This is a genomic window from Caballeronia sp. LZ008, from assembly GCF_031451435.1.
GTDB classification, from domain to species: Bacteria; Pseudomonadota; Gammaproteobacteria; order Burkholderiales; family Burkholderiaceae; genus Caballeronia; species Caballeronia zhejiangensis.
On sequence record NZ_JARUXK010000003.1, the window covers coordinates 815,137 to 834,539 of the forward strand.

At 62.0% G+C, this 19,403-nt stretch carries 14 protein-coding genes; 6 read left to right on the forward strand and 8 right to left on the reverse strand.

Annotated elements, in window-relative coordinates:
• Nucleotides 1-26 precede the first annotated feature (26 nt).
• Entirely contained in the window at nt 27-743 is a 717-nt protein-coding gene (locus QCE49_RS22740) for a YdcF family protein (RefSeq protein ID WP_250481963.1), read from the reverse strand.
• A 415-nt stretch (nt 744-1,158) separates the two neighbouring features.
• On the opposite strand from QCE49_RS22740, the gene QCE49_RS22745 reads away from it, so the two are divergent.
• From QCE49_RS22745 to QCE49_RS22765, 5 genes are all read left to right on the forward strand, one after another.
• On the forward strand, nt 1,159-1,410 hold the full coding sequence (locus QCE49_RS22745; protein ID WP_008348335.1) for an acyl carrier protein: 252 nt from the start codon (nt 1,159-1,161) through the stop codon (nt 1,408-1,410).
• Nucleotides 1,407-2,660, forward strand: coding sequence for an acyl-CoA dehydrogenase family protein (locus tag QCE49_RS22750; RefSeq protein ID WP_175981087.1), 1,254 nt, complete (start codon nt 1,407-1,409; stop codon nt 2,658-2,660). Before QCE49_RS22745 ends, QCE49_RS22750 begins: the two co-directional genes overlap by 4 nt.
• Nucleotides 2,661-2,662: 2 nt before the next feature.
• Entirely contained in the window at nt 2,663-3,730 is a 1,068-nt protein-coding gene (locus QCE49_RS22755; RefSeq protein ID WP_033536223.1) for an amino acid--[acyl-carrier-protein] ligase, read from the forward strand.
• The gene (locus QCE49_RS22760; protein ID WP_008348339.1) at nt 3,727-4,731 is read left to right on the forward strand and encodes a DUF1839 family protein; all 1,005 of its coding nucleotides are present in this window, start codon (nt 3,727-3,729) and stop codon (nt 4,729-4,731) included. Before QCE49_RS22755 ends, QCE49_RS22760 begins: the two co-directional genes overlap by 4 nt.
• A 69-nt stretch (nt 4,732-4,800) precedes the next feature.
• The gene (locus QCE49_RS22765; RefSeq protein ID WP_250457337.1) at nt 4,801-7,266 is read left to right on the forward strand and encodes a glycosyl hydrolase 2 galactose-binding domain-containing protein; all 2,466 of its coding nucleotides are present in this window, start codon (nt 4,801-4,803) and stop codon (nt 7,264-7,266) included.
• 10 nt (nt 7,267-7,276) lie between these two features.
• Here QCE49_RS22765 and QCE49_RS22770 read toward each other — a convergent pair whose 3' ends face one another.
• From QCE49_RS22770 to QCE49_RS22780, 3 genes are all read right to left on the reverse strand, one after another.
• Complete coding sequence (locus QCE49_RS22770; RefSeq protein ID WP_175981093.1) at nt 7,277-8,215, reverse strand: Gfo/Idh/MocA family protein; 939 nt, start codon at nt 8,213-8,215, stop codon at nt 7,277-7,279.
• Between the two features lie 137 nt (nt 8,216-8,352).
• Complete coding sequence (locus QCE49_RS22775) at nt 8,353-8,667, reverse strand: hypothetical protein (protein WP_250457336.1); 315 nt, start codon at nt 8,665-8,667, stop codon at nt 8,353-8,355.
• Nucleotides 8,668-9,150: 483 nt separating this feature from the next.
• The gene (locus tag QCE49_RS22780) at nt 9,151-12,687 is read right to left on the reverse strand and encodes an indolepyruvate ferredoxin oxidoreductase family protein (protein ID WP_250457335.1); all 3,537 of its coding nucleotides are present in this window, start codon (nt 12,685-12,687) and stop codon (nt 9,151-9,153) included.
• A gap of 105 nt (nt 12,688-12,792) precedes the next feature.
• Here QCE49_RS22780 and QCE49_RS22785 point away from each other — a divergent pair, with 105 nt between their 5' ends.
• A complete protein-coding gene (locus QCE49_RS22785; protein ID WP_008348350.1) occupies nt 12,793-13,698 on the forward strand; it encodes a LysR family transcriptional regulator in 906 nt (301 codons plus the stop codon).
• Nucleotides 13,699-13,705: 7 nt separating this feature from the next.
• Here QCE49_RS22785 and QCE49_RS22790 read toward each other — a convergent pair whose 3' ends face one another.
• The 4 genes from QCE49_RS22790 to ampC all read right to left on the reverse strand — a co-directional run bounded on the left by QCE49_RS22790 (nt 13,706) and on the right by ampC (nt 19,329).
• Nucleotides 13,706-15,148 (reverse strand): MFS transporter, encoded by a 1,443-nt coding sequence (locus QCE49_RS22790; protein ID WP_250457334.1) that lies wholly within the window; start codon nt 15,146-15,148, stop codon nt 13,706-13,708.
• A gap of 60 nt (nt 15,149-15,208) precedes the next feature.
• Entirely contained in the window at nt 15,209-17,170 is a 1,962-nt protein-coding gene (locus QCE49_RS22795; RefSeq protein ID WP_250457333.1) for an aconitase family protein, read from the reverse strand.
• A 93-nt stretch (nt 17,171-17,263) separates the two neighbouring features.
• Nucleotides 17,264-18,154, reverse strand: a complete 891-nt coding sequence (locus QCE49_RS22800) for a LysR family transcriptional regulator (RefSeq protein WP_250436694.1) — start codon at nt 18,152-18,154, stop codon at nt 17,264-17,266.
• Nucleotides 18,155-18,165: 11 nt separating this feature from the next.
• Entirely contained in the window at nt 18,166-19,329 is a 1,164-nt protein-coding gene (gene ampC, locus QCE49_RS22805) for a class C beta-lactamase (protein WP_250457332.1), read from the reverse strand.
• Nucleotides 19,330-19,403 lie beyond the last annotated feature (74 nt).

The window sequence follows — 19,403 nt, forward strand, 5'->3', positions numbered from 1 at the left end:
ATAGGTCTTGCGCCGACGCGCCAGTCTCAATACAACCCGACCCACCTCCATACATAAAACCGCACGATACCAACCAGCTCATGCAACGCGCTGTTCGAATCGAACCATCCTCTTCGATGCGGACGCCACCACATGAACTGCGGACGAACATAAGCGACGGTCGGCTGTGGATGCAAACCGAAGGCTTCGAACGCGAGCATCGCGCGACGCATGTGAAGCGACGACGTTATCAAAACCGACGTATCGTAGGGCCGCGACCGCAGTATCTTCTCCGTATTGCGCGCGTTCTCATAAGTGTCGAGACTCTGATTTTCGAGGATGAGATCTTGGCGCTTCACGCCTGCGTCGAGAAGCAGGCTTCCATATAAGTCTGCTTCGCTTTGCTCGTGATGCTGCGGGTTGCCTCCGCTCATGATGACAAAACACGCCTTCTCCATCTCGACGCAACGCTTATAGAGCGACGCCGCAAGATCGATGCGCGTCATCGCGTCACCCTTGGGCACGAGACGCCGATTATGGTCGTACCAGGTCCCCCCGCCCAGCACGATGATCGCCGTGCGCGGGCCGAACGTCGGATCCTTCATCGACGCGTAGTGATCGTTCGCGAGCCGCACGAGCGGCCCCGGAAACCAGCTTCCGAGCCCCCAGAAGACGATAGCCGTCATCACCAGAATCAATCCGCGCCGTTTTCTCCAAACGAGGAACAGCGCAATGAATAGAAGCAGCAGCGATATCAGAACCAATCAATTCACTCCGGAAAGTTATCGTTTCAAAATGCTTTCAGTGTACGCATCGTTTTTGCTTATCACTCATTCGACCATGCGAAGGAGTTACCTATTTATCGAATATGAAGCGCTGACGTGAGTGTGAATCATCGCATCCGATCGCGACGTGCTTGATATCGCACAAAACGATGCTTTCTCGACGAAGCCCTCCGTGCGCCATCGCACGGACGCATAGGCCCGCAAATTCGTTAAATACGATCAAACAATAGCTATAAGAAAACAGTGCGTGCGAGGGCTCTCGTGGAACCGTCTTCGCGAGACAACAACAACACCACTGCCGATTCGCACCGGGGTTAGCGACATTCGATAAGAACTCATCGTCGCGACCCGGGTTAGTTGCACCAATGGCCGGGTACAAGGGAAAACATAGACAATGAAAACTGAATTGCGCCGCATCCTCGCCGAGTCCGCTCGTCTCGACGTGCCCATCGATACGCTCGCCGACGGCGACGATCTCTACGCCGCCGGTCTCTCTTCGCTTGCCACGGTCCATGTGATGCTGGCGATCGAAGACGAGTTCGGCATCGAAATTCCCGATCACATGCTCACTCGCCGTCTCTTTTCGAGCGTCGATTCGCTCGCATCGGCGGTCGACGAACTGCGTCGTTCGCAGGCGGCAGCATGAACGCGCCCGCTCAGGAGCTTGAAGTCGCCGAGCTCGCGCAGAGCGCAATCTTGCGTAGCGAAAGCGAACTGATCGAAGCCGCGAAGCGCGTCGCGGCCGTTGCGGCCCAGTACGCCGACGCGGTCGATCGCGAAGCGCGCTTTCCCGCCGAAGCGGTTGCGGCGATGCGCAAGGAGCGTCTCTTCTCCGCGATGATCCCGACGGAATACGGCGGCGACGGTCTGTCGCTCACCGGCGTCGCGCGCTTGTGCGAGGCACTGGCGCAAGGCTGCGCATCGTCCGCGATGATCTATGCGATGCATCAGAGCCAGGTCGTTTGCATCGTCGATCATGGCGTGAACGTGCCGTGGCAGCGCGCTTTCCTTGCTCGCATGGTCAACGAACAGTTGCTGCTCGCATCGGCGACGTCGGAAGAGAACATCGGCGGCAACATGCGTACGAGCGCGTGCGCGGTCGATCTCGTCGACAACGCGTTTCGCATCGAGAAGCTCGCACCGACCATTTCGTACGGCAAGTATTCCGACGCCATTCTCGTGACGGCGCGCCGTCATCCGGACGCGCCGCCCTCCGATCAGGTGCTGATCGTCGCGCCGCGCGAAACGTTCACGCTCGAGCAGCGTGGGACGTGGGACACGCTCGGTATGCGCGGGACATGCAGCGAAGGACATCGACTGGTCGCGAGCGGCATCGCGGAACAGATTCTGCCGACGCCGTTCTCGAAGATCGCCGACGAAAGCATGCTGCCCGTATCCCATACCTTGTGGTCGTCGGTATGGTGCGGCATCGCGAGCGACGCGGCGAATCGCGGGCATCAGTTCTTCCGCAATCAGGCGCGCGGCAAGCCCGCGTTGCCGCCTTCGGCCGCGCGCCTTTCGCAAGTGCTCACGCTCATCAAGATGATGCAGGCGCGGCTGCGCGAATCGCTCGCCAATGTCGAAGCGGCGCAGGCCGAACGCGCGGCGCGCAAGGCGAACCAGAGCAATGACGACGACGCACCGCTCGCGGCGTCGATCGGCATCAACGCCGATCTGAACATGCTCAAGCTGGCGATCTCGCAGTCGGCTTTGCATGTCGTGCAAGAGACGCTGATGATCTGCGGCATGGCGGGCTACAAGAACGACACGCCGTTCAGCGTGGGGCGCCATCTGCGCGATCTGCATTCGGCGCCGCTCATGATCAGCAACGATCGCATCGAATTGAACACGGCGAACCTGCTGCTTGCGCAGCGCGCCGCAACGGGGACCATTTGACGATGAACATGCCGACGGAACAGGCCGCCATGATGCAGGCCGAAGCACAAGCACAATCACAAGAGACACAGGCACCGTACGACAAATCGGACTTGACCTTGCGCGATCGCCTGATCGAAGCGGGCATTCTGCTCGATACCGGCGAAGACGGTCTCTATGGCCGCAGCGAAGTATTCGAGGATGTCGTCGAACGGCTCAATCAGGCCATCACGATGCTCGGCGCGGATCAACACGCGGAAGTGCTGCGCTTTCCGCCCGCGATGCGCCGCCGCGATTTCGAGGACAGCGAGTATCTGAAGAGCTTCCCGAATCTGGCGGGCACGATCCACTCGTTCCAGGGCAACGATCGCGGGCATCATCGCCTGCTCGAAGCGCTCGACAAGATCGTGCATATCGGTGAAGAGGAAGAGCGCTCCGACGAATGGATGGATCAGCAAAAGCCGACGCGCCTCGTGCTCACGCCGGCCGCGTGCTATCCGATCTATCCGCTCGTCGCGAAGCGCGGCAATCTCGCGGCTGACGGCGCGATCTTCGATGCGTTCTCGTACTGCTTCCGCCACGAGCCGTCGATCGATCCGGGCCGCATGCAGATGTTCCGGATGCGCGAATACATCCGCGTCGGCAGCCCCGAGCAAGTGATGGCGTTCCGTCAGAAGTGGATCGACCGCGGTTCGCTGCTCGTCAATCTGCTGCAACTGCCTTTCGAAATCGATCTCGCGAACGATCCGTTCTTCGGTCGCGGCGGCATGATCGTCGCCGATAGCCAGCGCGCGCAGCAACTGAAGTTCGAGCTGCTCGTGCCCGTCGCGACGCCCGACCGTCCGACCGCGTGCCTGTCGTTCAACTATCACCAGGACCACTTCGGCGAGCTGTGGCACATCCGTCAGGCCGACGATCAGGTCGCGCATACCGCGTGTGTCGGCTTCGGCATGGAGCGCACGACGCTCGCGCTCTTCCGTCACCACGGTCTCGATGTCAAGGCGTGGCCGGAGAAAGTGCGTCAGTTGCTTTGGGGCGACAAGGCGCCGCTCATCGAGGAAGGCCTCGCGAACCTGGGAAACAAGGCATGAACGCACGCTCGCCGGCAGAAGCCGTGACCGACACGTCCATGCCTGCGGACACCGCCTACATCCAGCACGCGCTGCATCGCGAAGAGCGCGTCTGGCTGGAGACGAACTGCTATGTCGACTTGTGGATCGAGTTGCTGCATCACTACGGCTGCGATCCGCATGCGGCGCTCGGTTTCACGGTGACGCAGGCATTCGAGGGCGATCAGTTCACGTTCCCGAAGTTTTCGCTCGACGATATCGCGCGGCTCTATGGCCTGCAGGCGCAAGAGCTCGCGATCTACGACACGCTGGAAGCGCACGTGCGCGAGCAGACGCGCCGCGGGCAGATCGTGGTGGTCGAGATGGACTCGTACTATCTGCCCGACACACGCGCGACCGCGTATCGGCAGACGCATACGAAGACGACCATCGCGATCGACGCCATCGACACGGAAGCGAAGCGCATCACGTACTTCCATAATGCGGGTTACTTCGCGTTGGCGGGCGAGGACTACGATGGCGTGTTCCGTCTGATGCCGGGCCTCGCAAGCGATGTGCACGCGCTCTTCCCGTACGTCGAGTTCGTGAAGCGCGCGCGTGCGCCGCTCGAAGGCGATGCGATGGTGCAACGCTCGGTCGAGTTGCTCAAGCTGCGTCTCGCGGAACGTCCCGCGGTGAATCCCGTTGCGCAATGGCGCGCGGAATTTCCCGAGCATCTGCGTGCGTTGCTCGAACGCGATCCCGCGTACTATCACCTCTACACGTTCAACGTGATGCGTCAGCTCGGCTCGAACTTCGAGTTGCTGTCGAAGTATCTCGGCTGGCTGAACCGGCACGGCGTGGAAGTATCGAGCGATATTCAGACGAGCGCTCAAGCGATCGCGAGCGAAGCGATGGTCATGCAGTTTCGACTCGCGCGCGCCCGCATGCGCTCGCGCTCGGACCTGTGCGAAGACTGCCTCGATTCGATGCAGGCTTCGTACGACAAGGTTATCGAGCCGCTCGCCGCGCGCTTTCTGTGAACGCCGAAGCCGCGCACATGCCGCGCGGCTTTGGCGTCGTTCTTCGCATTCCATCGACGAGGTAGGTTCATGCACGACCAGTGCGCGCACGCGGCGCGGCGTCTTTCAGAAGGCTGGCAATGCGTGAGCACGCCCGCCGGCTCATGCGCGATGCCCGCATCGCTCGACACCGTCACGCAGTGGATCGACGCGCCCGTGCCGGGCACGATCGCATCCGCATTGCGCGCGCAAGGCGTCAGCGATGAAGCGCTCGCGCAGCCGTTCGCGCATTGCGATCATTGGTATCGCGTGAAGCTCGCGGGCGACGGCATGCGGCGCTTGCGCTTCAATGGGCTCGCGACCATCGCCGAAATATGGCTCGACGATCGCAAGCTGCTCGAATCGGATTCGATGTTCGTCGCGCACGATCTCGACGTCGAACTCAACGGCGAGCATACGCTTCATCTGTGCTTCCGTTCGATCGCGCCCGCGCTTGCCGCCAAACGCGGACGTGCGCGCTGGCGTCCGAAGCTCGCGCAACCCGCCACGTTGCGCAACGTTCGCACGACGCTGCTCGGGCATATGTCCGGATGGTGTCCGACGATTCAACCGGCGGGTCCGTGGCGCCCCATCGAATTGATCGGCGAAACGCGCGCGTGCATCGACAACGTGGATCTGCGCACGAGCATCGACGGCAACGATGGCATGCTCGATGTCACCGTGCGCTACTTTCATGCACAGGAACAGGCGCCGGTTCGCATCGAATGTGGCGACGCGCACGCCACGCTGGAATGGCACGACGCGCGCACGCTCAAAGGCCGCGTGCGCGTGCCCGATGTGCGCTTGTGGTATCCGCACACGCATGGCGAGCCATCGCGCTATGCCGTGAAGCTCGGCGATATCGATCTCGGCGAAGTCGGCTTTCGCACGATAGAAGTCGATCGTGGTGTGGACGGCCGAGGCTTTCAGCTCGTCGTGAACGGCGTGCCTGTATTCGCGCGCGGCGCGTGCTGGACATCGGCCGATATCGTCGCGCTCGATGCGCCGCGCGAGAAACTCGAGAACGTCTTCCGCCTGATTCGCGATGCGGGCCTGAACATCATTCGCGTGAGCGGCATCACGCTCTATGAATCCGACACGTTCTACCAACTCGCCGACGAATACGGCGTGCTCGTGTGGCAGGACTTCGCGTTCGCGAATTTCGATTATCCGGACGACGAAGCATTTCGTGAGAGCGCGCAACGCGAAGCCGAGCAGTTCCTTTCACGCACGCGACGCTTCGCATCGCTCGCGGTGCTGTGTGGCGGAAGCGAAGTGCATCAGCAGGCGGCGATGCTCGGCCTGCCCTTCGACGCGTATCAGCAGCGCCTCTTCACCGAACTCTTGCCGAATGCGATTGCAGCGCAGCGGCCCGACGTCGCGTATGTCGTGAACTCGCCGAGCGCGGCGCCCGGCGACAAGGAGTCGATGCCTTTCGGCACGCGCGGCGGCATTACGCATTACTACGGCGTGCCGGCGTATCAGCGCCCGTTCGACGATGTGCGTCGCGCGCACGTGCGCTTCGCCTCCGAATGTCTCGCGTTCGCCAACGTTCCCGACGATGTCGCCCTGCGCGCGATACCGAATGCGCGCGCGCACGAACCGCGCTGGAAAGCAGGCGTGCCGCGCGATCCCGGCTCGGCGTGGGATTTCGACGATGTACGCGAGCATTACATGCGATCGCTCTATCGCATGGACGTGCCGCGTTTGCGCTATGAAAATCCCGAGCGCTATCTGGAACTGTCGCGCGCGGTCGTCGCGGATGTGATCGGCGCGGTGTTCTCGGAATGGCGTCGCGAAGGATCGAGTTGTGCGGGGGGCATCGTATGGAATCTGCTCGATGTGCGTCCGGGCGCGGGCTGGGGCATCATCGACGTTCTCGGCGCACCGAAGAGCGCGCTGCATGGACTCGCGCGCGTGCTTCAACCCGTGCAGGCGTTGATCCTCGATGAAGGTCTCGACGGACTCGACGTTCATCTCGTCAACGATACCGCGCGCGAGATTCGCGCGCGCGTCGAACTGGCGTGCCTGCGTGAAGGCGCGATCAAGGTGGCGAGCGGTTCGCGCGATGTCGTATTGCAACCGCGCAGCGTACAACGTGTGTCGTCGAATGCGCTGATCGGCGCATTCTTCGATATCGCATATGCGTATCGCTTCGGCCCGCGCGCGCACGATGCGACGCATGTCGTTCTGCGCGACGCGGACACGAACGAAGTGCTGTCGGAAGCGTTCCACTTCCCCGATCCGTCGATCGGCGAGCGGCGCGATATCGGCTTGAGCGTCACCGTCGAGAAGGACGACGAGGGCTTCAGTCTCATTGTCGAAACGGCGCAGCTCGCGCGCTGGGTGCATATCGCCGATCCGAACTACTTCGCACGCATCGACTGGTTTCATCTCGCGCCGGGAAGCACGCGTCGCATTCCGCTCGTCGCGCGGCACGGGAACGTGAGCGCCGCGCCCGAGGGCGATGTATTCGCGATCAATGCGATTCGAAGCGCGACGTATCGCGCTTCGTGATGCGCGCGCGTCAGCGGCCGAATGCTTCCGTTTCGATGCGCCGTCCGGTGAGGAATGCATCGGCGACGAGTCGCAGCGGTCGCACATCGACATCGCTCGTTTTCGTTTCGATGAGCGTGTGAAAGTGCTCGTACAGCGCGGGATATTCGCGCTCGGCTTCGACATCGATCTCCTTGCCCGCGATCGACAGACGCTTGCCGCCTTCGCGCATCGAGAGGCGGCCCGCGTCCGTTTCGATGTCGATGTCCCATTCCTCGACGGGACCGTGACGCCAATCGAACACCGCGCGCACCGGCGCGCCGTTCGTCGCGACGCAATCGAGTTCGGCGGCGATCGGCGTGGATGTATCGGCCGGCATCGTGAGCGTGGCGGCGCGCAGCGCGACTTCATGCGGCAGGATGCGCGTGACGATCGATAGCGCGTTGATGCCCGGATCGAATACGCCGAGACCGCCCGGCTCCCAGATCCATTGCTGCCCCGGATGCCAGCGCCGCACGTCTTCCTTCCATCGCACTTCTACCGAGCGAATCGCGCCCGGTTCCTTCGACGCGAGCCAGGCGCGCGCCGGTTCGACTGCGCTCGCCGCGCGCGAATGCCACGAGGCGAAGAGCGTGCAGCCGTTCGCGCGTGCAACGTCGCGCAATGCTTCGACTTCGCTCACGCTCGCGCCTGGCGGCTTTTCGAGCATGACGTGCTTGCCTGCGTCGAGTGCGGCGAGCGCTTGCGCATAACGCACTTGAGGCGGCGCGCAGAGCGACACTGCATCGACCGACGGCTCGGCGGCGAGCAGCGCGCCGATATCCGGATAGTTGCGCACGCCTTCGACGCTTGCATTGCGGCTCGCGCACGCGACGAGTTCGAACCCCGGCTGCGCGGCGATCGCGGGCAAGTGCTGATCCCGCGCGATCTTGCCGATGCCGACGACGGCGAGCTTGTGTACGGCTTTCATGCGAATGTCTCCTCTTTTCCGTGGAACCGCATCACGTTCCCGCGTGACCGCGGCCGAACAGCGTGGCCCAAAGCGTTTCATGCTTCGGCTTCGTTATTTTCAGAAATAAACCCTCTACGCAAATCTGCGCCAGATTCTCATCGACCCCGATGCCCGTTCCCGTGACCGTTTGCATCGAACGACGTCTCGATATGCGGCGTTTCCTGAACCGCGCCGCGCAAAGGCAGCGAGCATGCAACCCACTTTTCGGGATTTGTGTAGAGGTCGAACCCCTTGAGACGCTTATCCGAATCTAACACCATCGATAGCGTTCCCGCAGTAATGACATAGATCGGCGGATGGATATCGCAGCGCCGGTCGATCTCTTCGCTTAGGTTGACCGTCTTTCGACGGAAGTGGACGAAGCCGCATACTCGATTGCGCAGCGCACAGTGAAGCAATCGCTGTCCCATTGCACTGTCGCGCTGGAATCAATATGCGCCGTGGTATGAACGGTGGGCTGCTTCATAGGATGTGTCTGTAAGCGAAGTGAAGAATGGTGTAGTCGCGCTCTCGAACGACGGTAAGCGGCGACTCTATACGCCTCTCGCTTATCGTGATACGCCCGTCGAGCGCATAGATGCGCGATACGCCCGCGTTTTCCTCGCGATAGCCAATGACGGCATCCAGCTCCGCGTCATGGATTGGCTTCGCATTGAACGGCACGGACGGTGGACGGATGTCGAGCGACCCACCTCAATCGGCTTCTTTGTAGGCTTCCAATCGAACGACGGCTCGTCTCTGCTATACGGCAACGACGATTGCATATTCTGACTCTCGAACATAGCGAGCCAACAGAATACTTTGCCATCCGAATTGATTCGTCACTTGAAGTTACGGTGACGAATCCGCGATACAGCTTCCGATTCGTCACCTCGCGATACCCTATCGCCCGCTCACGCAGTCGCCGCCACCTCCACCGGCGCGCGATAACTTTCGATCAACCGTTCGCGCTTCTTCGCGACGGCCGCGATGTTGCGCTCCTTCACATGCCCGAAGCCGCGGATTTCATCAGGCAGTTGCGCAAGCTTCAACGCGGCATCGCATCGTTGCGCATCGAGCGTCGCAACGAATTCATCGACGAGCGCAATGTAATCCGCGATCATCCGGCGTTCCGTGCGGCGCTCTTCCGTCTTGCCGAACACATCGAACGATGTGCCGCGCAAACCCTTCATCTTCGCGAGCACGCGAAACGCCGGCAGCATCCACGCACCAAAACGCTGCTTCAGGAGATGGCCATGCTCGTCGCGTTTAGCGAAAAGCGGCGGCGCGAGATGGAACATCAGCTTGTAATCGCGGCCCGGTTCGCCCTCGAACTGCTCACGCAGCTTGTCGAGATACGCGGGATCGGCATACAGACGCGCAACTTCGTACTCATCCTTATAAGCCATCAGCTTCGCGAGATTCACCGCGACGGCGCGCGTAAGGGGTAACTTCGCGTTCAGCAGCTTTTCCTTCTCGCGAATGCGCTCGACGACATCGCGATACGAACGCGCATACGCTTCGCTCTGATACGCCGCGAGCAACGCTTCGCGCGTCGCGATCACGTTCTCCAGCGACTCCGGCATCTTCACGATGACCGCGTGCTGCGTGGACTTGAGCAGATCGCCGGCGCCGTTCTGCGCAACGAAGCGGCCCCAGCTGAACGCGAGCACGTTCTTCTCGACGGCCACGCCGTTCAGTTCGATCGCGCGCGTGAGGCTCGCGAGTTCGAGCGGCAACCAGCCCTTCTGCCACGCGAAACCAAGCAGCAGCGGATTCGAATAGATCGTGTCGCCGAGCAGTTTCAACGCGAGCGCATTGGCATCGACGAACTCGCATCCCGCGCCGATGCTCTCCGACAACGCCTGCTCCGTCTGCGCAGCGGGAAAGGTCCATTGCGCATTCGTGACGAACTCGGCGGTCGGCGTCGCGCCGCTGTTGATCGCCGCGTGCGTGATGCCGTGACGCGTGCGCGACAGCACATCGTTCGATGCTGACACGATCGCATCGCAACCGATGACGAGCCGCGCTTCGCCCGTTGCGATGCGTGTCGCATGCAGCGCTTGCGGCTTCGGCGCGATCTGCACGTGACTCAGCACCGCGCCGCCCTTCTGCGCGAGACCCGCCATATCGAGCACGGTCACGCCCTTGCGTTCGATATGCGCGGCCATGCCGATCAATCCGCCGATCGTCACCACGCCCGTGCCGCCGACGCCCGTCACGAGAATGCCGTAAGGCTTCGACAAGGCAGGCAACGAAGGGATCGGCAGATCATCGAAGTCCGGCTTCACGCCTGCGGCCGCCTTGGGCTTGCGAACCTGCGCGCCTTCAGCGGTGACGAAACTCGGGCAAAAGCCCTTCACGCACGAGAAATCCTTGTTGCACGAAGACTGGTTGATCTTGCGCTTCGTGCCGAGCGGCGTGTCCATCGGCTCGACCGACAGGCAGTTCGATTGCACCGAGCAATCGCCGCAGCCTTCGCAAACCGCATCGTTGATGAACGCGCGACGCGCCGGATCGGGATACGTGCCACGCTTGCGGCGACGGCGCTTCTCCGTCGCGCAAGTCTGGTCGTAGATGAGGATGGTCGTGCCTTGCGTATCGCGCAACTCGCGCTGAATGTGATCGAGCTCATCGCGATGATGCACGTTCACGCCCTGGGGCAACGCAACGTTCGCATCGTATTTCTGCGGCTCGTCGGTCACGATGACGATGCGCTTCGCTCCTTCCGCATAGACCTGATGCGCGATCTGCGGCACCGTCAATATGCCGTCGACGGGCTGGCCGCCGGTCATAGCAACCGCATCGTTATAGAGAATCTTGTACGTGATGTTCGCGTTCGCCCCAATCGCCGCGCGCACCGCGAGCAGGCCCGAATGGAAGTATGTGCCGTCGCCGAGATTGACGAAGACGTGTTTATCGCCGGAGAAATGCATCTGGCCGATCCACGCGACGCCCTCGCCGCCCATCTGGCTGAACGTCTCGGTCTTGCGGTCCATCCACATCGACATGTAATGGCAGCCGATGCCCGCGAGCGCGCGCGATCCTTCGGGCACGCGCGTCGATGTGTTATGCGGACATCCCGAGCAGAACCATGGCTTGCGCTCGACATCGACGCGCGGCTTGGTTGCCTCGCGCTCTTTCGCTTCGATCGTTTCGACGCGCGACAACATGCGCGCACGCACGTCTTCGGGAAGATCCGCGCGCGCGAGACGACGCGCGATAGCCTTCGCGATCAACGCGGGCGATAGCTCGTAATGCGCCGGCAGCAACCAGTCGCCGCGCGGCACAGACCATTCGCCGCCTTCGTTGTCGCGTTCGTCGAACTTGCCGTAGATGCGCGGGCGCACGTCTTCACGCCAGTTATAAAGCTCTTCTTTCAGCGCGTATTCGAGAATCTGCCGCTTCTCTTCCACGACGAGAATCTCTTCGAGACCGGTCGCGAACGCGCGTGCGTCCTGCGCATCGAGTGGCCACACGCAGCCCACTTTCAGCACGCGCAGGCCGATCTGCGCGCAGGTGTCATCATCGAGACCGAGATCGACGAGCGCCTGACGCACATCGAGATACGCCTTGCCCGCCGTGATGATGCCGAAGCGCGGCTTGTCCGAATCGATGACGACGCGATTGAGCTTGTTCGCACGCACGTAGGCCAGCGCCGCGTACCACTTCTCGTCGAGCAGACGCGCTTCCTGCGCGAGCGGCGAATCTGGCCAGCGAATGTTGAGGCCGCCTTCGGGCATCGCGTAGTCGTCCGGCGTGACGATCTCCACGCGATCCGGATCGAGATCGATCGATGCCGTCGATTCGACCACATCGGTCACGCATTTCATCGCGACCCACAGGCCCGAATAGCGGCTCATCGCCCATCCGTGCAGGCCGTAGTCGAGATACTCCTGCACGTTCGACGGATACAGCACCGGAATGCCCGCCGCGATGAACGCATGATCCGACTGATGCGCGACCGAGGACGACTTCGCCGCGTGATCGTCGCCAGCGAGGACAAGCACGCCGCCATGCTTGTCGGTGCCTGCGGAATTCGCGTGCTTGAAAACATCGCCGGTGCGATCGACGCCCGGTCCCTTGCCGTACCACATGCCGAACACGCCATCGCGTGTCGCGCCCGGCCACAGATTGATCTGCTGCGTTCCCCAGATCGACGTCGCCGCGAGATCCTCGTTCACGCCCGGCTGAAACACGATGTCGTTATTCTTCAGATGCGCCTTCGCCTTCCATAGCGACTGATCGAGCGCACCGAGCGGCGATCCGCGATAGCCCGAAACGAAGCCCGCCGTGTTCAGCCCCGCCTTGCGGTCGCGCGCTTTCTGCAACATCGGCAGACGCACGAGCGCCTGCGTGCCGCTGATATAGACGCGGCCTTTCTCCAGCGTGTATTTATCGTCGAGCGTTACGGTTGCAGCGGCTAGTGCGGCGCGATCGGGTGCGTTCATGAGGGCATGTCTCCGGAATTCGGGAATTAGTTTTTTTGCCGAGTATAGGAAGCCGATTTGCGATCGTAAAATCACGAATACACAACTCCGGTATCTGAAAATCAGATGGCGTTCGATCTCACGCTCAGGCAGTTGCGCTACTTCGTCGCCGCCGCGCAAACGGGCCAGTTCTCGATGGCGGCGGCCAACGAACACGTATCGCAGTCGGCGATCACGAATGCGGTGCTCGCGCTCGAAAGCGCGCTCGGCACGAAGCTGTTCGAGCGCCTGCCGCAAGGCGTCGCGCTGACGCCCGACGGTCAGGATTTTCATAACCATGCGCGCCGCGTGCTCGACGCCGCGCGCGATGCGATGCACATGCCGCCGTTTCGCGCGCACGACATGCGCGGCGTCGCGCGAATCGCGGCGTCCTATACGGTGCTCGGGTATTTTTTGCCGGAACTGCTCGCGCGCTTTCGTGCGACGTATCCGTTCATCGATTTCGATCTGCGTGATATGGAGCGGCCGCAAATCGAAGAAGCAGTCGCGAATGGCGATGTCGATATCGGCGTGGTGCTGCTATCGAATCTGCAGCGTCCGAATCGTTTCGACAGCCAGGTCTTGATGCGTTCGCGCCGGCAACTGTGGGTCGCGCCGATGCATCCGCTCGCGCAGCAGCACGCGGTATCGTTGAAGGATATCGCCGTGCATCCCTACATTCTGATTACCGTCGATGAAGGCGAGCAATCGACGATGCGCTACTGGCACAAGAAGCGCATCGAACCGAACATCGCGTTTCGCACGAGTTCGATGGAAGCGCTGCGCGGACTCGTGGCGCATGGTTTCGGCGTCACGGTGCTATCGGATATGGTGTTTCGGCCGTGGTCGCTCGAAGGCAAGCGCATCGAGGCGCGGCCCGTCAACGACGCGATTCCTCATATGGAAGCAGGCATGATCTGGCGCAAGGGCGCGACGTTGAGCGCCCCGTCGACCGCCGTGCAGCAGTTCCTGATTCATGCCTGTGGTGCTTAGTTCGAACTCAATGCGAAATGCTTTCGAGCGATCGGCCGAGCGTGCGCGGTCCCATCGATCCGATGCAGATCATCACGATCAGCATCGCGCCCGCGATGAAGCCGAACACGCCGGTCACGCCCGCTTCCTTCAGCACGAACGCGATCACGAACGAACTGAACACCGCCGATAGCCGGCTCCACGAATACACGAAGCCGACAGCGCGTGCGCGGATCGTCGTCGGATAAAGCTCTTGCTGATACGTGTGATACGTGAACGAAATGATGTTGCCCGCGAGCGTCAGCAACACGCCGAGCGTGACGATCGTCACCGCCGCCGACGCCTGGCTGAACAGCAGGCCCGCGACAATATTCACGGCCGCCATGAACACGATCACATGCTTGCGTTCGAAACGATCGGCGATCCAGTAGCCGAGCAAGGGACCGATGGGCGCGGCAAGCCCGATCACCGTCGTATAGAGCAGGCTCGACGTGACTGTCACGCCCTGCTTGACGAGCAGGGTCGGCACCCAGTTCGCGAAGCCGTAGAAACCGACCGTCTGACAGATATGAAAGACGATCAGCATGAGCGTGCGCTTGCGATACGGCGGCTTCCACATATCGGCGAACCCGGCCTTTCTTGCAATGGGATCGGAAGGACCCGGCGCGGGCAACGGCTTGCCGTACTGAAGCGCGACCGTGTCTTCGAGACGGCGCAGCACTTCGTCGGCTTCGTCGATGCGGCCTTTGCTCGCGAGCCAGCGCGGGCTTTCCGGCAGATTGCGCCGGAAGTACCAAACGAACAGCGCACTCACGCCCCCCGCCAATGCGACCCAGCGCCAGCCATCGAAGCCGAACGGCGCGCGCGGCACGAGCAGATACGAAAGGAACGCGACCACCGGCACGGCGGAAAAGCCGATCGCCTGACACACGGCGAACGCCCTTCCACGCAGATGTTTCGGCGCAAGCTCGGACATATAAGTACCGATGGTCACGAGTTCCACACCGATGCCGAGCCCCGACACGAAGCGCCAGAAGTTGAGCCACAGTGCCGTGTCCTGAAACGCCATCACGGTATTCGCCGCGACGTACCAGAGCAGCGAATACGTGAAGATCGCGCGACGTCCGTAGCGATCGGCGAGAAAGCCGCACGCGATCGTGCCGATGAACAAGCCGCAGAACAGCGCGGCGATGAAGCTCGCGACGCCCGTCGTGCCGAAGAGACCCGCGGTCGTCGATGTGAGAATGCCGCTCTTCACGAGACCCGGCGCGATATAGCCGGTGAAGAGCAGATCATATAGCTCGAAGAAGAAGCCGAGGCTCAGCAGAAAGACGAGTTTCCACACCGCGCGCGTGGCGGGAAGCCGGTCGAGGCGTGCCGAGATGCCCGCCGTGTCCGCGATGGCGGGCGCGTCCGTGAACGCGCTGTCGGCGGCGTCGTGCAGACGCGAAGTGCCCTGCATGATGACCATTGCTTGTCTCCTGAATGTATTCTGAAGCCGCATCGATGGCGGCTCTGTCATGCTGCGTGCTTACTGCGTGAAGCGTTCTTGCAACTCCGCGAACGATGCGATGCGGCCGATAATTGCACTTGCAACTACCGTCGGCGGGCTTGCGAGCCATACTTTTCCCGGACCCGAGCGGCCCGGAAAATTGCGATTGATCGCGCTGATGGTGACTTGTTCGGCCTGTGTCGACGAACCTGGTCCGCAGTTCGCGCACGCACCGCACGACGGTTGCAGCAGAATCGCGCCGACGCGCTCGAACGCATCGACATAGCCTTGCGCGATGCAATAGTCGCGCACGTCCTGCGTGCCGAATTGCAAATAGAGCGTCACATTGCCGGGCACGCGCAAGCCGCGCTTCGCCGCCCACGAAAGCACTTCGTGATAGTGATCGAAGTCCTCGCGCTTGCCTGCCGTGCACGAACCGCCATACGCGATATCGATGACCGGCCTTTCATCGAGCGCTTCAAGCGCGATGCCGTTGCCCGGATCGCCGGGCGCGGCGAGCATCGGCGTGAGACGCGAGCAATCGATCGCGATGACATCGGCGTAGCGCGCGCCTTCATCGCTCCGCATCCATGGCTCGATCTTGAAGTCGATGCCGCGCCGCGCCTTCAGAAAGCGCACGGTTTCATCGTCGGGAGCGACGATGCCCGTGAAGCCGCCCAACTCGGCCGTCATGTTGGTGAGCGTCGTGCGCTCATCGGTCGAGAGGCTCGCGATGGCCGTGCCCGCGAACTCGAACACCTTGCCGACGCCCGCGCCCGCGCGTATGCGCGAATCGGCAAGCAAGTGAAGCACGATGTCCTTCGCGGTGACGCCCGCGGGAATCGGTCCCGATAGTTCGATGCGCAACGATTGCGGCACCGTCATGCGAACCGCGCCGGTGACGAATGCGTTCGCCATGTCCGTCGTGCCGACGCCGAACGCGACACATCCGAGCGCGCCGCTATGCGGCGTATGCGAATCGGTTCCGACGATCACGTGGCCGGGCAACGCGTAGCGCTCGGCCATCATCGCGTGCGAGATGCCTTCGGAGCCTTCGTCGAGCTCGCTGTTCGCTTCGCTCAGATAGCCGTGATTGCGCACATCGTAGTCATGCGCGAACGTGCGATGCGCGTCCGATAACTCGCGCACGTTCGGCAGCAGCCCGTTCCCGATATGCAGTTCGCTGCGATGCGAATACGACAGATGATCCTCGAACGCGAGCATGCTGCGCGGTTCGTGCAGCGTCAGCGGGCGGCCGAATGCCGCGTGCAGCATATGCGCGGCCATGCCCGTGTAGTACTCGTGGATGAAGCGCCAGTCCGCGCGCACGAAGATGCCGTTGCCCGCTTCGAGCGATGCGTTGGTCACATCGGTCGTCAATGTGTGACGCGCGAGAATTTTCTCTACGAGCGTGCGCGGCGCTTCATCGTGCGATGCTTCGCCGATGCTGACTCGTTGCATATGCAACTTTCCATAGCGCAACAGTCCGCCGCTCGTAAGGATCGCCGCCGCCAACGGATCGCGATCCGCAACGAGTTCATCGATATCGATAGCCTCGCCGCGCCGGATGCGTTCGATCAGGCCGAAATCCGTCGACGTGAAAAGCCCGAGATTGTCCGCGTTCTGCCGATAGATGCGTTCGAAGCTCCGCGCGATCACGAGCCGTATGCCCGCGTGATATTCGGCGAGCGGGCTATGTTCGCGCGACGAGCCTTTGCCATAGCGATTGCCCGCGACCGTCACCTCAAAGCGGCCCGCGCGCACGGCATCGTGGCTGATCGGATTGCGCCCGCCCGCATGAAACCCGACATACGGGCATTGACCGAGCCGCTCGTCGAAACGCGTGAGCACGCTGATCGGCGTGATTTCGTCGGTGGACACATCGTCGCGCAGTGCGCCCGCTTCATCGAGCGTGAGATCCTCGCCGGCGAGTTGCTGCTCGACCTTCGCGGCGTCCGCGCTCAGAAACAGGATTCTTCCGCTTACATTCAGACTGGCCATCGCATTCTCCTTCGACGCCAATCTAGACGCACCCGCGCGCGTGCATGAAGTGTTCGTTCGGCACTGGGGCCATCGCGAGACGCGATGTCCGTGTTAACCCTCGCCGATGAGCGTATCGATCAGCGCCTGCACCGCCTTCAGCCGCGAAGACTTGCGCGGCGCATGAACGCGCAGGCATCGGCCGCTGCCCCACGTTTCGCGCAACGGCACGCGCACGAAATTGCGCGAACCCGCGAACGCCGACGCCGCGCTCGTCGGCACGATGCCGATGCCGAGTCCCGCTTCGACCATGCGGCATTGCGCATCGAAGCTGTTGACGGTGACGGTCACGTTGAGCGGCACGCGCGCGGCATCGGCGTGTTCCTTCAAGGTCTGATCGAGCGAACCGCCCGCCTGCAACGCGACGAGCGGAAAGCGCGTCACTTCGGCGAAGCTCAGCGCGTCTGCTTGCGCGAGTTCGTGACCGGGCGGCAGGACGACCATCAGCGGATCGTCGACGAAGCGCCATGTATCGAGACCCGCATGCGCCTTCGTGCTCGCCGATATCCCGACATCCGCGCGATCGTCGAGACACGCGCGAATCACTTCATCGCTGATCTGTTCCGTCAACGCGATCTCGACGAGCGGATAGCGCGCCTTGAACGACGTGAGACGTTCAGGCAGAAAGCCGACGATCGCCGACGCATTGGCATAGAGACGCACGACGCCCGCGATCTGGCCGCTCATCGACTGAACTTCGCGCGCCATGCTCTCGAGCTGTCCATGAATGGAACGCGCGCTCGCATAAGCATGCTGCCCCGCTTCGGTCAGTTGCACGCCCGAGGACGAGCGAATGAGCAGCGCGACGCCGATGGCCGCTTCGAGATCGGCGATGCGCCTGCTCAACGCCGACGGCGCGATGTGACTGCGGCTCGCGGCGCGCGCAATCGATCCCTCCTCGACGACCGCGATGAAGAGTTCGAGACTGTAGGGATCAATTCGCATGGCTCTCGTGTTTATCGTCCGCCGGATAACGACGTGATGATTGCATACGCCGCCTTCACACGCTCTTCGTTCGGGATGTTCCTGTTCGCGAGCATCACGATGCCCACGCGCGCTTTCGGCACGAACGCGATATAGGCGCCGAAGCCGTTGGTCGAGCCGGTCTTGTTGATCCACACGTCGTCGCGCGGCGCTTGCGGCGGATCGATGCGCGTGACGGGCGTCGCGTTCAGGATCATCGACGACGAGTTTCCATCGAGCAAAGGCTGTAACGCGACCGGATACGGATACTGTTCCCAGATGAGATCCTGCGTCATCGGGCCGGCCTGGAAATAGCCCGTGTGCGTGGCATCGACGGCGCGCTGAAACGCCGGATCGATACGCACCAGGTTCATGTTGATCTGCAGGAAGCGCGTCATGTCCGCAGCCGTCGATCTCACGCCATAAGCCTCCGGCGAAAGCACGCCACCTTTCATGCGTATCGGCGCGTCGTCTTTCGTATAGCCTTGCGCGTAATCGCGCTGCTTCGAAGCGGGCACGTTGATGTAACTCTGCTTCAGTCCCAGCGCGGGAAAGAGACGCGTCACCATCAGCGCTGCGAAGTCCTGCTTCATGCTCTTCGCCGTGATGAGACCGAGCGTGCCGATGCCGGGATTCGCATACGTGCGGATCGTGCCGGGCGGCCGGGCCGGACGCCATGTTTTGAAGTACTGCATCAGTTGCTCGTTGTCGTGAATCTCGTCGGGCACTTGCAGCGGCAAGCCGCCCGGCGTGTGCGTGCCGAGATTCAGCAACGTCACCTTGCCGAACTCCGTCCCATCGAGCGATGGAAGATACTTGCTCACCGGATCGTTCAAGGAAAGATCGCCTTCGATCTGCGCATACGATGCGAGCGTCGCGGTGAACGTCTTGCTGATCGAGCCGAGTTCGAAGAGCGTATCGCGCGTGACGGGCTGCTTCGTCGCCTTAGACGCCACGCCGTACTCGAACACATAAGGCTTGCCGTCGACGACGACGCCCACGGCCATGCCATGAATGCCGTGCAGCGCCATCAACGGCTCGATGGTCTGATCGACGGTCGACTTGATGCTCGCTGCATCGTCGGCATAGGCGGCGCCGGACATCGCGCCAAAAGAAAAAATGGCTGCTGCCAAAAGACTCAGCGCGCGAAACTTCATTGTCTTGATCCTTCGTTCTGGTTTGCATGATTGGAACGAAGCGAAATATCCGCTCTTTTTCGCGCTTCGACAAT

Bases quoted from the DNA above. Each gene is read 5' to 3' on its own strand.
- QCE49_RS22745 (WP_008348335.1), top strand. From the start codon at position 1,159: ATGAAAACTGAATTGCGCCGCATCCTCGCCGAGTCCGCTCGTCTCGAC.
- QCE49_RS22750 (WP_175981087.1), top strand. From the start codon at position 1,407: ATGAACGCGCCCGCTCAGGAGCTTGAAGTCGCCGAGCTCGCGCAGAGC.
- QCE49_RS22755 (WP_033536223.1), top strand. From the start codon at position 2,663: ATGAACATGCCGACGGAACAGGCCGCCATGATGCAGGCCGAAGCACAA.
- QCE49_RS22760 (WP_008348339.1), top strand. From the start codon at position 3,727: ATGAACGCACGCTCGCCGGCAGAAGCCGTGACCGACACGTCCATGCCT.
- QCE49_RS22765 (WP_250457337.1), top strand. From the start codon at position 4,801: ATGCACGACCAGTGCGCGCACGCGGCGCGGCGTCTTTCAGAAGGCTGG.
- QCE49_RS22770 (WP_175981093.1), bottom strand. From the start codon at position 8,215: ATGAAAGCCGTACACAAGCTCGCCGTCGTCGGCATCGGCAAGATCGCG.
- QCE49_RS22775 (WP_250457336.1), bottom strand. From the start codon at position 8,667: ATGGGACAGCGATTGCTTCACTGTGCGCTGCGCAATCGAGTATGCGGC.
- QCE49_RS22780 (WP_250457335.1), bottom strand. From the start codon at position 12,687: ATGAACGCACCCGATCGCGCCGCACTAGCCGCTGCAACCGTAACGCTC.
- QCE49_RS22785 (WP_008348350.1), top strand. From the start codon at position 12,793: ATGGCGTTCGATCTCACGCTCAGGCAGTTGCGCTACTTCGTCGCCGCC.
- QCE49_RS22790 (WP_250457334.1), bottom strand. From the start codon at position 15,148: ATGGTCATCATGCAGGGCACTTCGCGTCTGCACGACGCCGCCGACAGC.
- QCE49_RS22795 (WP_250457333.1), bottom strand. From the start codon at position 17,170: ATGGCCAGTCTGAATGTAAGCGGAAGAATCCTGTTTCTGAGCGCGGAC.
- QCE49_RS22800 (WP_250436694.1), bottom strand. From the start codon at position 18,154: ATGCGAATTGATCCCTACAGTCTCGAACTCTTCATCGCGGTCGTCGAG.
- ampC (WP_250457332.1), bottom strand. From the start codon at position 19,329: ATGAAGTTTCGCGCGCTGAGTCTTTTGGCAGCAGCCATTTTTTCTTTT.